The sequence below is a fragment of the Pseudoduganella aquatica genome (genome assembly GCF_009857595.1).
Lineage (GTDB): Bacteria > Pseudomonadota > Gammaproteobacteria > Burkholderiales > Burkholderiaceae_D > Rugamonas > Rugamonas aquatica_A.
On record NZ_WWCU01000031.1, the window covers coordinates 14608 to 27823 of the forward strand.

Annotated in this window: 11 protein-coding genes; all 11 read right to left on the reverse strand. The window is 66.8% G+C overall.

Going from position 1 to position 13216, the window contains the following annotated elements; translation table 11 throughout:
- Positions 1 to 19: 19 nt before the first annotated feature.
- Positions 20 to 646 carry a PI-PLC domain-containing protein gene (locus tag GTP77_RS22165; protein ID WP_161074328.1) on the reverse strand — a complete coding sequence of 209 codons (627 nt, stop codon included), beginning with the start codon at positions 644 to 646 and terminating at the stop codon, positions 20 to 22.
- Positions 643 to 1506 (reverse strand): hypothetical protein, encoded by an 864-nt coding sequence (locus tag GTP77_RS22170; RefSeq protein WP_161074329.1) that lies wholly within the window; start codon positions 1504 to 1506, stop codon positions 643 to 645. Before GTP77_RS22170 ends, GTP77_RS22165 begins: the two co-directional genes overlap by 4 nt.
- Positions 1503 to 4289 carry an O-linked N-acetylglucosamine transferase family protein gene (locus GTP77_RS22175; protein WP_161074330.1) on the reverse strand — a complete coding sequence of 929 codons (2787 nt, stop codon included), beginning with the start codon at positions 4287 to 4289 and terminating at the stop codon, positions 1503 to 1505. The genes GTP77_RS22170 and GTP77_RS22175 overlap by 4 nt, the downstream gene beginning before the upstream one ends.
- Before the next feature lie 25 nt (positions 4290 to 4314).
- Positions 4315 to 6078, reverse strand: coding sequence for a thiamine pyrophosphate-binding protein (locus GTP77_RS22180; RefSeq protein ID WP_161074331.1), 1764 nt, complete (start codon positions 6076 to 6078; stop codon positions 4315 to 4317).
- 12 nt (positions 6079 to 6090) lie between these two features.
- Positions 6091 to 7158: an NAD-dependent epimerase/dehydratase family protein gene (locus GTP77_RS22185; protein WP_161074332.1), complete on the reverse strand. Its 1068-nt coding sequence runs from the start codon at positions 7156 to 7158 to the stop codon at positions 6091 to 6093.
- Positions 7159 to 7160: 2 nt separating this feature from the next.
- Positions 7161 to 8246 carry a 3-dehydroquinate synthase gene (locus GTP77_RS22190; RefSeq protein WP_161074333.1) on the reverse strand — a complete coding sequence of 362 codons (1086 nt, stop codon included), beginning with the start codon at positions 8244 to 8246 and terminating at the stop codon, positions 7161 to 7163.
- The gene (locus tag GTP77_RS22195) at positions 8230 to 8979 is read right to left on the reverse strand and encodes an SDR family NAD(P)-dependent oxidoreductase (protein WP_161074334.1); all 750 of its coding nucleotides are present in this window, start codon (positions 8977 to 8979) and stop codon (positions 8230 to 8232) included. The genes GTP77_RS22190 and GTP77_RS22195 overlap by 17 nt, the downstream gene beginning before the upstream one ends.
- A gap of 2 nt (positions 8980 to 8981) precedes the next feature.
- Positions 8982 to 9779, reverse strand: a complete 798-nt coding sequence (locus GTP77_RS22200; protein WP_161074335.1) for an aldolase/citrate lyase family protein — start codon at positions 9777 to 9779, stop codon at positions 8982 to 8984.
- A gap of 183 nt (positions 9780 to 9962) precedes the next feature.
- Positions 9963 to 11288, reverse strand: coding sequence for a lipopolysaccharide biosynthesis protein RfbH (gene rfbH, locus GTP77_RS22205; protein ID WP_161074336.1), 1326 nt, complete (start codon positions 11286 to 11288; stop codon positions 9963 to 9965).
- Between the two features lie 11 nt (positions 11289 to 11299).
- Positions 11300 to 12382: a CDP-glucose 4,6-dehydratase gene (gene rfbG, locus GTP77_RS22210; protein WP_187358806.1), complete on the reverse strand. Its 1083-nt coding sequence runs from the start codon at positions 12380 to 12382 to the stop codon at positions 11300 to 11302.
- Entirely contained in the window at positions 12379 to 13152 is a 774-nt protein-coding gene (rfbF, locus tag GTP77_RS22215) for a glucose-1-phosphate cytidylyltransferase (protein WP_161074337.1), read from the reverse strand. The genes rfbG and rfbF overlap by 4 nt, the downstream gene beginning before the upstream one ends.
- Between the last annotated feature and the right edge of the window lie 64 nt (positions 13153 to 13216).

Consider the following 13216-nt stretch of genomic DNA (forward strand, 5'->3'; position numbering starts at 1 on the left):
TTGTTATGCTCGCTACCGGTCATGCGAAAAATGCCGCGGCCTCCAGGGGGAAATCGGTGCACAGGCTGAGCAGCGGATGGCGGTGCAGCCGCCAGTCGCGCAGCTGCTGCCAGCAGGCCAGGTGCGGGCGGCCGTGCAGCTCGGGCGAGACCAGGCAGACCGGCTTGCCGCGCTCCAGCCAGGCGGCGATCAGCTCGCGCCCGTACCATTCGCCGTGGAAGCAGTCCAGCCACAGGCCGGCGGCCTGTTCCTGGTAGGGCGGCGGGTTCTCGTATTCGCTGCAGCGGGTGTAGGCCGGCAGGCCGGCGCGCAGGTAGCCGAGCGCGTCCGGCACGGCCATGTCGAACACGAAAGCGCCCTCGATGGCGTGCCGCTCCAGCGCGGCGCGCACCAGCTGCTGCAGGCCGTCGGCCTTGATGTTCAGGGCCAGCGGGCGCGCCCGCGGGTGGCGCGCGCACAGCGCCAGGAAGGCGTCCAGGCTCATTTCGCCGCCGCTGGGCAGGTCGTGCGCGATGACGGCGGCGCCGCCGGCGTCGCGCACATCGGTTTCAATGCCGTGGCCGCCGGCCAGCGCGCGCTCGAAGGCTTCCAGGCTGTTTTTCTCGGCCGGCTGCAGCCAGTGGCCGCGGTGGGCGCACAGTTTCATAGGCGGAACCGGTGTTGGCTGGCTTCGACAAAGGCGAGCAGGCTGGGCCGGTAAGCGGCCATGATGTGGCGCGCGCGCTCCATCTGCTCGCCGCGCGAATTGAAGGCGCGTTCGATCTCGGCCTCGCTTTCGTCGAAGGCGAAGCCGCCGGCGCCCAGTTCGGTCGCCTCGACGTCGGCGCGGGTCCACTCCCAGTCGTGGTAGCTCAGGTGCTTGAGGATGACCACGGCGCCGCACAGCACGGCCTCGCCGTTGGTGGCGCTCACCGCGTCATAGGAATACATATAGCGGGTGCGGCGCAGGTTGGCGGCCAGCTCCTCGCGCGTGGGCGGCCAGGTATAGGTGATGTCGACCGCGCCGGGCGGGCGCTCCAGGCAGAACTTGGCGCCCTTGCCCAGCCACAGCATGTCCTGGTCGCGCGCCGGCGCGTAGTTCGGATTGAACACGCTCAGGTCGATCGGCAGGTAGTACAGCGTATGCACCGCCTTGCTCTTGTCCATCGGGAAGGTGCGCGAGTAGTAGAGCGGGAACTCGTCGGCCGCGGTGGGCTGGTTTTCGCGCCCCAGCACGTAGCGCACCAGGCGCTTGGCGTTGAAGGGGTTGCCGATCACGCCGTCCGAGCTGATGACGATGGATTCCTCGTTGATGCGGTCCCAGTGCTCGGGGAACAGGCCGTTGATCACGGGCGTGTTGAGCGCCGGGTTGACCAGCGGCTCGCCCGGCGGACTGAGGTTGGACGTGAGCATGAGCTTGGCGTCGAAGCCCAGTCCGTTGAGTTCGTGGCACAGGTGGTGCATCACGCGCACGCCGGCGCTCACGCAATAGCTCGGCGTGAGGATGACGTAGGGCCGGGTTCTCATGCCGCCTCGTCCTCCTTGTTGTTGCTGCGCAGCAGTACGCCGGTGGCTTGCGACACCACGGACTGGATCGCTTCCAGGTCGAACTTGCTCTCCTGGATATGCTTGCGCACGCTGCCCAGGAACCAGACCATGGTGGTCAGCTTGCTGGCCAGCTGCTCCTCGGCGGCGGCGCGGTCGGGCAGGTACTCGCCGCGCTCGAGCGCGTCGGTGTACAGCTGCAGCCAGTCCAGGTTGCAGCGGATGCGGGTGCTTTCGGCGCGCTGGTCCTGGCCGCCGTGCAGGCGGAAGTAGCTCAGCGTTTCCGGCAGGTAGACCGCGTCGTGGTTGCGCAGCACGGTCAGCCAGGTGGCCACGTCGGACAGCGCGGTGTACTGGCGGCCCGCGTAGACGCCGAACTCGCGTTCCAGCGCGCTGCGGCGCACCAGCACCGTGGTCGGCTCGCCGATGATGTTGTTGCCGTCGGTGAGCAGCATGCGGCCCAGCGAGGCGCCGGTCACGCGCGCCTCGGTCTCGAACAGGCGCTCGGTGCCGGGTATCGGCGGAATGTCGTTGCCGGCCGCGTCGATCAGCTGGCGGAAGGAGGTCACCAGGCCCAGCGTGGGATCGGTCAGCATGAAGGACATCATGCGCAGGATCTTGGCCGGGTGGAACAGGTCGTCATCCATCAGGTAGTTGACGTAGTCGCCGCGCGAATGGCGGAAGCAGTTGCGGCCGTTCTCCATCGCGTTGTAGCCCGGCACCCGGTAGTAGCGGATATTCGGGTGCTTGGCCAGGTAGGGCGCGAAGCGGGCGCGCGTCAGCTCGTCGTCGCTGTTGTCGCTGACGATGATCTCGATATGCGGATAGGTCTGCGCCAGCGCGCTTTGCAGCGCCAGTTCGGCGTAGTCCGGCCGGTTGTGCGTGGGCAGCAGGATGGACACCAGCGGCAGGCCGTTGATCACCGGCGGCGGCGCGGTCTTGACGGCGATGTCCTTGAAGCGCTGCTCCAGGTCGCGCACAAAGCGCTCGCTGTCGAACAGCGGCGTGGTCATGCGGTTGTCGGCCAGGCGCTGGCGCAGCTCGGCGCTGTAGGCGCGGTCGTTGCCCAGGCGGATGGCCAGCGCCTCGTAGTCCTCCATCTTGTGCGTGACCAGCTCCGGCAGGCCGATGGCGTGCAGCAGGCTGCCCGCCATGCGCGAGGAGAAGGTGCGGCCGGCGCAGGTGAGCACCGGCAGGCCGGCCCACAGCGCGTCGCTGGCGGTGGTGCCGCCGCCGAAGGGGGCGGTGTCGAGGAACAGGTCGGCCACCTGGTAGCGCGCCAGGTATTCGGCCGGCACCACGCGCTCGGCGAACAGCAGGCGCTCGGTGGCGACGCCCAGCTGCTCGGCGTGGCGGCGCAGGTTGGTGCGCACCACCGGGCTTTCCGCCACCAGCCACAGCACGCTGCCCGGCACCGCCTTCATGATGCGCATCCAGCTCTCGAACACGTCCGGCGTGATCTTGAAGGTGTTGTTGAAGGCGCAGAACACGTACGCGTCTTCCGGCAGATTGCAGGACGCGCGCGTGGGCGTGGGGCCGATCTGGCGCTGGCGGTCGTTGATCTGGAAGGTGTGCGGCATGTGCAGCGGCTTTTCGGTGAAGAAAGGCTCGAGCTCGGGCGGCAGCACGAAGGGATCCGAGATCACGTAGTCGATTTCCGGCAGGCCGGTCGGGCCGGGCAGGCCCAGCCAGGTGACCTGCACCGGGGCCGGGCGGTAGGACAGGATGTTGTGGCGCGCGTTCAGGGTCAGGCCGTGCAGGTCCACCAGGATGTCGATCTCGCAGGAGCGTATCAGGCGCGCGGCCTCCTCGTCGGACAGGCCGCCGATGCGGATATGGTGGTCCATGCCGGCGATCACGCGGGCGCGCAGCGGCGAGCCGTCCTCGTGGCTCCAGTCGAAGGCGAACACCTCGAACTGGCTGCGGTCGTGCAGGCCGTACAGCTCGGCCGTCAGGATGGACACCGCGTGCGAGCAGAAGTCCGACGACAGGTAGCCGATGCGCAGGCGCTCGTGCACATAGCCGCCGGTGGCCAGCGGGTCCACGCCCTTGAGCACTTTTTCCTCGACATAGCGGCTCGAGGCGTGCAGCTGCATGGCCGGGTCGGGCGAGCCGCTCAGCATGGCCAGCGCCGAGGTGCCGTCCATCAGCACCTTCTTCTTGATGCCGATGGAGGTGTCGTACACCGGCCAGTTGCACTGCTTCTGGCGCAGGTGCACCCAGTGCGTGATGACGTTGCGCTGGTTGGGATCCAGGCGCAGGCTTTCGGCCAGCGCCTTCTCCGCCTCCGGCAGGCGCTTGAGGATTTCCTGCAGGCGGCCGAGATTGTTCAGCGCCTGCACCCGCAGCGCGCGCGTGGGCGGGGTGTTGGCCGGCGACAGGTCCACCGCCTTGCGCCACAGCTCCAGCGACTCCTCGGGGCGCTTCATGCGCTCGAGCAGCGTGCCCAGGTTCAGGTAGCCCTCGACGAACTGCGGGTTCTGCGTGATGGACAGGCGGTAGGCGGCTTCGGCCGCCGCCTCGTCCACGTTCACCAGCAGCACCGCCAGGTTGAAATTGGCGGCGTAGGCCAGCGGCGAGGGCGTGTTGTCCAGCCACAGGCGGTACAGCTGGATGGCCAGCGCGGGCTGGCCGGCTTCGGAGATGCGGCCCGCCATGTCGAACAGGCCGGTGATGGAAAGGCTGCCTTGTCCGGCCTCGGTGAACGCCTGCTGGGCGGCGTCGGCCAGGTTGGCGGGGGCGGCGGTGTGCGGTGTGCTGGCCATAAAGTCTCGTTGCTTAAGTAAGGTATCAGTCCAGGTAGCGCATGGTGGCGCGCTGCAGCGCGTCGTCCAGCGCCGGCGACATCTGGTGCAGCGGGTTCGATTCCATGGCGCCGCTCTCGGTGACCCGGCTCATGATTTTCGGGAAGTAGCTTTGCTCGGGGTCGATCGACACGATGAAGGCGGCCGGGCCGGGCGCGTCGAACAGCGCGGCGAAGTCGGCGCTGCCGTCGAAGTCCTTGCCGATGCGCAAGGCCGGCACGTTCCAGGCCTTGAACAGCTGCTCCCAGTCCGGCAGGCCGAGGCCGGAATTGATGTCGCAGCCGATGTAGCTGCCGCCGAAGTAGTTCTTCTGCGTCATGCGGATCGAGGCGTAGCCGTTGTCGTCGAAGATGAACATTTTCAGGTTCAGCTTGTTGACGGCGGCGGTGCCGATTTCCTGCAGGTTCTGCGCGAAGCCGCCGTCGCCTTCCACCAGCAGCGTGCGGCGATCCGGATGCGCCAGCGCCGCGCCGATGGCGCCGGACAGGCCGTAGCCCATCGAGGCCAGGCCCTTGTTGGTGACGATGGTCTGGCCGCGCTGCTGGGCGAAGGTCTGCATCATGACGGTGAAGGCGCCGCCGCTGCTGCACGGGATCACCACGTCGTCCGCATGGCAGCGGCGCGACAGCTGCTCCACGAAGCGGTACGGCGAAATATAAGCCTCGCCGGTGCTGTTCTGTTCAATCAGCGGCAGCGCCGCCTTCACTTCGCGGCAGTAGGCCAGCCAGTCGCCGTGCTCGCCCAGGTCCTGCTGCGCCAGCGCCAGCAGCAGGCTGTTGGCGTCCGCGTGGATGGGGTGCTCGACGCGCGGATGGCCCTTCTCCAGCTCGGCCAGGTCGCAATCGACATGCACCACCTGGCCCTTGGGCACGAACTGCTGCCAGTTGAAGCCGGTCTGCTGCATGCCCAGGCGGGTGCCCATGGCCAGCAGCAAATCGCTTTGCTGCAGCAGCAGGTTGGCGTAGCGCTGGCCCCAGGTGTTGGGACGGCCGAAATAGTTCGGATGATCGGCGGCGATGCGGTCGGCCGCGTTCCAGGTGGTGGTCACCGGCAGGCCCATGGCGGCGAAGCGGTCCTGCAGCGCTTGCGCGGTGGCGCGCGACACGCCGCCGCCCAGCAGCAGCAGCGGGCGCTGCGCGGCGCGGATTTTCGCGGCCAGCTCGGCGATCACGGCGTCGCTGGCCTGCGGCAGCGCCGGCGGCACGGGCGGGGCCAGCTGTTCGAGTTCGGCGCGGTCCACGCTGCGGCCCTGGATGTCGAGCGGCAGCTCCAGGAAGACCGGGCCTTTGCGGCCGTGGTTGGCGTCCAGCACCAGCTGTTCCATGCGCGCGCGCGAGACCGGCTCGTCCAGCAGTTCGGCCACGCTGCACACCGGGCGGGCGATGGCCACGCCGTCGATTTCCTGGATGCCGCGCTGGCGCAGCGTGCCGCGCGACAGGTCGGCGGTCTTGACCTGGCCGCCGATCACCAGCAGCTCGCGGCTTTCCAGGAAGGCGCCGGCCAGGGCCGTCACCAGGTTGGTCATGCCGGGGCCGGCGGTCACCAGGGCGAAGGCTTTCGAGCCGTCCGTGCTGGCTTCGTTAAAGTACTCGGCGGCCACGCCGGCCGCCACTTCATGGATCACCGACACCATCTTGAAATGCTTGGCGCTGCTGGCCAGCAGGTGCATGATATTGCCGCCCGCCACGTAGAAGCAGTGGGTGTAGCCCATGCTCTTGAGCCATTCGGCCATTAAGTCGCTGTATTTCATGTCGGTCCTTGTTTATTTGGTGAGTACGCCGGCGATGTAGTCAGCCGTGCGGGAAATTTGTTCGTCCAGCGCCATGGGGCGCAGGCCCAGCATGGCTTCCAGCGCGGCGATGCCGGCGCGTTCGCCCACGTAGCGGTCGGCCGGCAGCGCCGGGTCCAGCGCGGCGCGCGCGGGCGCGGCCTGCTTGCCCAATACCGAGGCCACGCGGCGCGCCAGCGGCTCCAGCTCCACCACCTCGTCGGCCGCCGTGTCGAAGCGCAGCACGGGGGCGGCGTCCGCACGCAGCAGCAGGCCGAAGCACAGCTCCAGCAGGTCGCCGATGTAGTAGTAGGAGCGCAGCACCGGGCGGCGCGCGTTGATGGTGATGCCGCCATCTTCCTTGAGCAGCTGGGCAATGAAGGAGGCCAGCGCGTAGGCGTCGAATTTATTGATGCAGGGGCCGGCCAGGTTGAACACGCGCGGCAGCACCAGGCGCGCGCCGTGCTGCTTGCAGGCGGCCGCGAAGGCCAGTTCGTCCTCGTGCTTCAGGCGGCCGTACAGCACCGCGTTGGGATTGCGCGCCGCCGCCAGTTCCGGGTCTTCCAGGCCGCGCAGGTAGTCGTACACGGCGCCGGAGGAGGGCACCAGCGCGGCCTGCACCGCGCCTTGCGCGATCCAGCCCAGCACGGCGTTGCGGATGGCTTCGTTGCGCGCCACGTAGTCGTCCGCGCTCATGCCCTGCACCTTGTCCATGGTCAGGAAGGCGTAGTGGCAGACCAGCAGCGGGGTATCGGCGGGAGGCGTCCAGTCCAGCAGCGGGGACACCGGCACGGCGTGGCCGTCCAGCTCCAGGCTGGCGGCGCGCGAGCCGAGCGCGGTCACGCGGCTAGCGAAATCCTCGCCCAGCGCATGGCGCAGCACGGCCAGCGTGGCGCGGCCCAGCCAGCCGTTGGCGCCGGTGACGACAAAGTGCCACGGCGCGGCGCGCAGGGCGGCCGCCAGCGGCGCACTGAGCGCCAGCGATGGGGCCAATGACGGCGCCAGGGACGGGGCCAAAGCGGCCGCCGGTGCGGCGGCGGGCGGGGCGGTGTTGCCGGCCATGGTCAGGCCGAGCCGGAGGCCTGCGCCAGCGCGGCGCGGAAGGCTTGCAGCAGCATGGCGCGGCTGGGGTCCGTCTTCGGCAGCTCCATGCGCACCAGGTAGCCTTGCGTGTCCGGCACGATGACGGCGTAATGGCTCTGGCTGTGCTTCTTGTCCGCTTCGAAGCGGCGCAGCAGGTCGTCCACGGCCACCTGGGCGATCTGGGCCGGCAGCTGCGGCAGCGCGCCCAGCAGGCCGGTCATATAGCGCTCCAGCTGCGCCACGCGTTCGGGCACGGCGGCATAGTGATTGTTCAGGCGGGCGAAATGCAGCGAGGCCAGCACGCCTATGCCCACCGCGATGCCGTGCGGGATGGCGAAGTCGCAGGCGCTTTCGATGGCGTGGCCAAAGGTGTGGCCGTAGTTGAGCAGCAGGCGTTCCTTGTGGTCGTGCTCGTCGATCTCGATAAACCAGCGCTTGGTCTGCAGCGACAGGCGTATCACGTCCTGCAGCGTGTCGGCGCTGCTGGCGGCGCTGGCGTTCAGGGCCAGGTAGTCGCCGAAGGCGCTGCCGGTGTGGGCAAAGCAGATCTTCACCGCCTCGCACAGGCCGGCCACGCGCTGCTCGGTGTTGAGCGTGGCGGCAAAAGCCATGTCGATGACGACGTTCTGCGGCGGGTAGAAATTGCCGATCAGGTTTTTATAGCTGCCCACATTGATGGAGGACTTGCCGCCTATGCAGGAGTCCACCATGCCCAGCAGGGTGGTGGGCAGGTAGTTCCATTGCAGGCCGCGCATATACACCGAGGCCACGAAGGTGGCGATGTCCTGGATCACGCCGCCGCCCACGGCCAGCAGCCGGGTCTTGCGGTTGGCGCCGAATTCGCGCATGGCCACGATGATGTCGCCCATGCGGTCCAGGCTTTTCGCCGTTTCGGTGGCCTCGATGGCGATCACCTTCAGGCCCTGGGCGCGGTAGGCGTCGGCGAAGAACTGGTCGCACAGTACGATCTGCTGGGACGGATCGCCCTGCTCGTCGGCGGACAGGCCGCCGCCGATGCGCACCGCGTAGTCGCCGGCGCTGGAAGCGATCTTAAAGTAGTCGGACATGGCTGAAACCTAGGTCGGCCGCAATGAACTGGCCGGTGATGCCGGTGTTTTGCGGCGAGCACAGGAAGAGGGCCAGCTGGCTCACGTCCTCCAGTGCCGGGAGTTGGTTGAAATACGTGGCGCCGCTGAGCTTTTCCAGCTGGGCCGGGGCCACGTTCTTGCGCGTCATGGGGGTGTCCAGCGCGCCGGGCAGGATGGCGTTGATCAGCATGCCTTCCTTGGCCAGGTCGGCGCTGGCCGACAGCACCAGGCCTTGCAGCGCTGCCTTGCTCATGCAGTAGGACAGCTTGTCCTGGCGCGCCAGGTTCTGCCAGATGGAGCTGATCACGCACAGGCGCGCGCGCGGCGCGAGCAGCTTGTGTTCCAGCAGCCATTTCATGGTGGCCAGGATGTACAGGCAGTTGGCCTGGTACAGGGCCAGGTGGGCGTCCAGGTCCACGTTGTAGACGTTGTCGGTGCTGTTGGCGCCTTGCGCCCACACCACGGCGGTGTAGGGGCCGTCTTCGCGCAGCGCGGCCTCGGCCGTTGCGGTGGCGGCGAAGGGATCGTAGGCCAGGGTGCGGATGGCGTCCCAGGCCGGATCGAAATCGTCGCCGCCGCCGCTGCGCGACACTGCGGTGACCTGCCAGCCCGCGCCGGCGCAGCGCGCCGCGATGGCCGAACCTATGGCGCCGGTGGCGCCAAAGACCAGCGCGCGCGGCGGCGCGCCCGTAGCGTGGGTGGCGGCCGTCATGCTCAGGTGTTCAGCACTTTCCAGCGCGCTTCCAGCATGTCGATGCGTTTCGCATCTTCGCGCTCGATGAAGCCGTAGTAGTCACGCTTGTTCTGCAGCCACAGCAGTTCGAAATGCACGGCCTGCAGCAGGCCCTTGTCCATGTTCGGATTGTTGGCGGCCGCGCCTTCGAAGATCACCTTGCGGGTTTCGAAGCGGGTCAGGTGCACGGCGGCCATGCGGCGCAGCGCCGGCAGCGAGTCCATCGACACGCCGCCGCCCACCACCAGGTGCAGGTTCTTCTGCTTGCACACTTCGGCGGTTTTCAGGATGTAGTCGGTGATCTGGTCGTCGTTGATGTTGTCGCGGCTCAGGCCGGCCGAACCGGAGAAGTCCACGCGGCCGAACACGATGCCTTCCACGCCGCCCGGTGCGGACGCCACGCGGGCGATCTCGTCGAGGTGGCCGAAGGTCGACAGGGTTTCCAGGTTGAACAGGAAATCGGTGTCTTCCTGCTCTTCTTCGGTGTAGACCTTGTTCTTCGCTTCAATGAACTTGGACAGCGCGTACGGGGTTTCCACCATAGGCGCGATGATGTAGTCCACGCCCAGCTGGCGGCTTTCCAGCAGGTCGCGCACGGCTTCGCAGCCGCCGATCTTCAGGCCGATCTTCAGTTCGGCCTTGCGCGCGATGTCCATCAGGCGCAGCAGTTCGTCGATACGGGTGCCCTCGGCTTCAAACTCGGCCTTGACGGCCTTGTAGCCGAATTCGTCACGGCCGCGTTTCAGGATGTCCAGCATCTGACGTTCGCGTTTATTCATTTGTTCACTCCTCCAGATTTAGGCAAGATTGCCGAGTATGTCTCTGATCAGTCTGACTGCGCGCTGCCCTTGCCGTCATTGACCGTAGTCATTAAATGCCCTGTTTGACTGCTATTGTAGCTCGCAGGCAGCGGGCCGCATAAGGGAAGCTGCGCCCGCATGGCCCTTCATTTCAGGCTTTGGTCAGAAACCAACGCCGAAGAACTCTTCCAGCTTGGTGGCCGCGTATTCCAGCATCTCGCGCGACAGGCCGGGATAGACGCCGATCCAGAAGGTGTCGTTCATCACGCGGTCGGTGTTGACCAGTTCTCCGGACACACGGTAGTTGCGGCCGATCATGTAAGGCTGGCGCGTCAGGTTGCCGGCGAACAGCAAACGGGTGCCGATCTTGTGCTGGTCCAGATAGGTCAGCAGGTCCACGCGCGAGACGTTCGCTTCCGGTTTCAGCGTCATCGGGAAGCCGAACCACGACGGGTCCGAATTCTCGGTCGCTTCCGGCAGGATCAGGAACTCGGTGCAGGTCTGCAGGCGTTCCTTCAGGAAAGCGAAGTTGTCCTTGCGGGCCTGGATGAAGCCGTGCGCGCGGTCGATCTGGGCCAGGCCGCAGGCCGCCTGCATGTCGGTGATCTTCAGGTTGTAGCCCAGGTGGCTGTAGGTGTACTTGTGGTCGTAGCCTTCCGGCAGCGTGCCCAGCTTCCAGCAGAAGCGCTTGTTGCAGGTGTTGTCCTTGCCCGGCGCGCAGTAGCAGTCGCGGCCCCAGTCGCGGAAGGACTCGGCGATCATCTTCAGCTCGGCGTTGTTGGTGAACACCGCGCCGCCCTCGCCCATGGTGATGTGGTGGGCCGGGTAGAAGGACATGGTGCCGATGTCGCCGAAGGTGCCGACCATCTTGCCGTCATAGGTCGAGCCGAGCGCGTCGCAGCAGTCCTCGATCAGCCACAGATTGTACTTTTTGCACAGCTTGACGATGACGTCCAGGTTGTACGGGTTGCCCAGCGTGTGGGCCAGCATGATGGCCTTGGTTTTCGGGCCGATGGCCGCTTCCAGCTGCGTCACGTCGATATTGTAGGTGCCCAGCTCCACGTCCACGAACACCGGCACCGCGCCGAATTGCAGGATGGGGTTGACGGTGGTGGGGAAGCCCGCCGCCACGCCGATCACCTCGTCGCCCGGCTGGATGGCGCGCGGGCCGAGCTTGGGCGAGGTCAGCGTGTTGAACGCCACCAGGTTGGCCGAGGAGCCGGAGTTGACGGTGATCAGGTGCTGCACGCCGATCAGCTTGGCCAGCTTGGCTTCGAACTGGTCGTTGAAGCGGCCGGTGGTCAGCCAGGCGTCCAGCGAGGCGTGCACCATCAGTTCCATTTCCGGCGCGCCCACCACCTTGCCGGCCGGCGGAATGACGGTCACGCCCGGCTCGAAGGGCTTGGGTTCGCTGGCCAGGGCGCCGTACTGGGCCACCAGCTGGATGATCTGCTCGCGCAGCTGTTCTTTGTTTGGGGTGTCGCTCATGGTATTCGTCTTTAAATGTCGGTGTTTTGGTAAGCGGCGATCTGCGCCAGCGTCAGCGCGCGCATGTCGCTGCCGGCCGGGTTGGCCGCGTATGCCTGGTGCCAGGCCACGATCTGGTCTATCGTGTGGGCCAGGTTCCAGCGCGGCTGCCAGTTCAGGCGGCTGCGCGCCTTGGAGCAGTCCAGCTTGAGGTAGGTCGCCTCGTGCGGCTGCGGCGCGCCGTCCAGCTGCCAGGAGGCGCCGTCGCCCCAGCTGGCGCACAGGCGGCTGATAATCCATTCCACCGGGCGCGCGTCGGTGTCGTGCGGGCCGAAGTTGAAGCCTTCGGCGTAGGCCGCGCCATGCTGGTACAAATGCTCGGCCAGGGTCAGGTAGCCCGACAGCGGTTCCAGCACGTGCTGCCAGGGGCGGATGGCGTGCGGGCTGCGGATCTGCACCGGCCGGCCGGCCGCGATGGCGCGCACCATGTCCGGGATCAGCCTGTCCTCGGCCCAGTCGCCGCCGCCGATCACGTTGCCGGCGCGGCCGGAGCCCAGCGCCACGCCGTGCTCGGCATGTTTTTCGGGATTGAAATAGGAGCTGCGGTAGGCGCTGGTGACCAGTTCCGCGCAGCCTTTGCTGTTGCTGTAGGGATCGTAGCCGCCCATGGGCTCGTTCTCGCGGTAGCCCCACGGCCATTCCTGGTTCTCGTAGCACTTGTCGCTGGTGACGTTGACCACCGCGCGGATGGACGGGGTGGCGCGCACCGCCTCGTAGAAATGCACCAGGCCCATCACATTGGTGGAGTAGGTTTCCACCGGATGGGCGTAGGAATAGCGCACAAGCGCCTGGGCCGCCATGTGGATGGCGATGTCCGGCTTGGCCGCCTGCATGGCGGTGCGCAGCGCGTCGGCGTCGCGGATGTCGCCGGTGAAGGAGCACATGCCTTGCTGGACGCAAGCCACGTTGAACAAGCTGGGTTCGCTGGGCGGCGGCAGGGAGAACCCGGTGACTTCCGCGCCCAATTGCTGCAGCCACAGGCTGAGCCAGCTGCCCTTGAAGCCGGTGTGCCCGGTCAGGAAGACGCGCTTGCCTTGCCAGAATGCAGCATTCATGGCCAGCGTTTCCACGGCGCCTGGCCGCTTTGCCACAGTTCTTCCAGGTGCACCTTGTCGCGCAGCGTGTCCATGGGCTGCCAGAAGCCGTGGTGCAGATAGGCGTCGATCTGGCCGTCGCGGGCCAGGCCTTCCATCGGCTCGCGCTCCCAGTAGGTGCCGTCCTCGGCGATGCGGTCGATCACCTTGGGCGACAGCACGAAATAGCCGCCGTTGATCCAGTTGCCGTCGCCCTGCGGTTTTTCCTTGAAGCGCTCGATGCGCTGGCCGTCGATGTCGATGGCGCCGAAGCGGCCCGGCGGCTGCACCGCCGTCATGGTGCCCAGCTTGCCGTGCGCCTGGTGGAAGCGGATGCTGGCGCCGATGTCCACGTCGGACACGCCGTCGCCATAGGTGAAGCAGAACGCTTCCTCGTTTTCCACATACTTCTTCACGCGGCGCAGGCGGCCGCCGGTCTGCGTGCTTTCGCCGGTGTCGACCAGGGTGACTTTCCACGGCTCGGCGTGGCGCTCGTGCACTTCCATCGAATTGGCCTGCAGGTCGAAGGTGACGTCCGAGGTGTGCAGGAAGTAGTTGGCGAAGAATTCCTTGATGATGTAGCCCTTGTAGCCGCAGCAGATCACGAAGTCGTTGATGCCGTGCGCCGAGTAGCTTTTCAGGATGTGCCAGAGGATGGGCTTGCCACCGATCTCGACCATGGGCTTGGGTTTGACCGTGGTCTCTTCACTGAGCCGCGTACCCAGACCGCCGGCGAGAATGACAGCTTTCATGTTGCTCCCTCGTTATTTTGTGCAATATACAGGCGGCGTTCCACCGGAAGCCATAGTATGGGCC

Excerpts from the sequence above, each read along its gene's own strand:
- GTP77_RS22195 (WP_161074334.1), bottom strand. The coding sequence starts at position 8,979 with ATGACGGCCGCCACCCACGCTACGGGCGCGCCGCCGCGCGCGCTGGTC.
- GTP77_RS22170 (WP_161074329.1), bottom strand. The coding sequence starts at position 1,506 with ATGAGAACCCGGCCCTACGTCATCCTCACGCCGAGCTATTGCGTGAGC.
- GTP77_RS22190 (WP_161074333.1), bottom strand. The coding sequence starts at position 8,246 with ATGTCCGACTACTTTAAGATCGCTTCCAGCGCCGGCGACTACGCGGTG.
- GTP77_RS22175 (WP_161074330.1), bottom strand. The coding sequence starts at position 4,289 with ATGGCCAGCACACCGCACACCGCCGCCCCCGCCAACCTGGCCGACGCC.
- GTP77_RS22200 (WP_161074335.1), bottom strand. The coding sequence starts at position 9,779 with ATGAATAAACGCGAACGTCAGATGCTGGACATCCTGAAACGCGGCCGT.
- rfbH (WP_161074336.1), bottom strand. The coding sequence starts at position 11,288 with ATGAGCGACACCCCAAACAAAGAACAGCTGCGCGAGCAGATCATCCAG.
- GTP77_RS22185 (WP_161074332.1), bottom strand. The coding sequence starts at position 7,158 with ATGGCCGGCAACACCGCCCCGCCCGCCGCCGCACCGGCGGCCGCTTTG.
- rfbG (WP_187358806.1), bottom strand. The coding sequence starts at position 12,382 with ATGAATGCTGCATTCTGGCAAGGCAAGCGCGTCTTCCTGACCGGGCAC.
- rfbF (WP_161074337.1), bottom strand. The coding sequence starts at position 13,152 with ATGAAAGCTGTCATTCTCGCCGGCGGTCTGGGTACGCGGCTCAGTGAA.
- GTP77_RS22180 (WP_161074331.1), bottom strand. The coding sequence starts at position 6,078 with ATGAAATACAGCGACTTAATGGCCGAATGGCTCAAGAGCATGGGCTAC.
- GTP77_RS22165 (WP_161074328.1), bottom strand. The coding sequence starts at position 646 with ATGAAACTGTGCGCCCACCGCGGCCACTGGCTGCAGCCGGCCGAGAAA.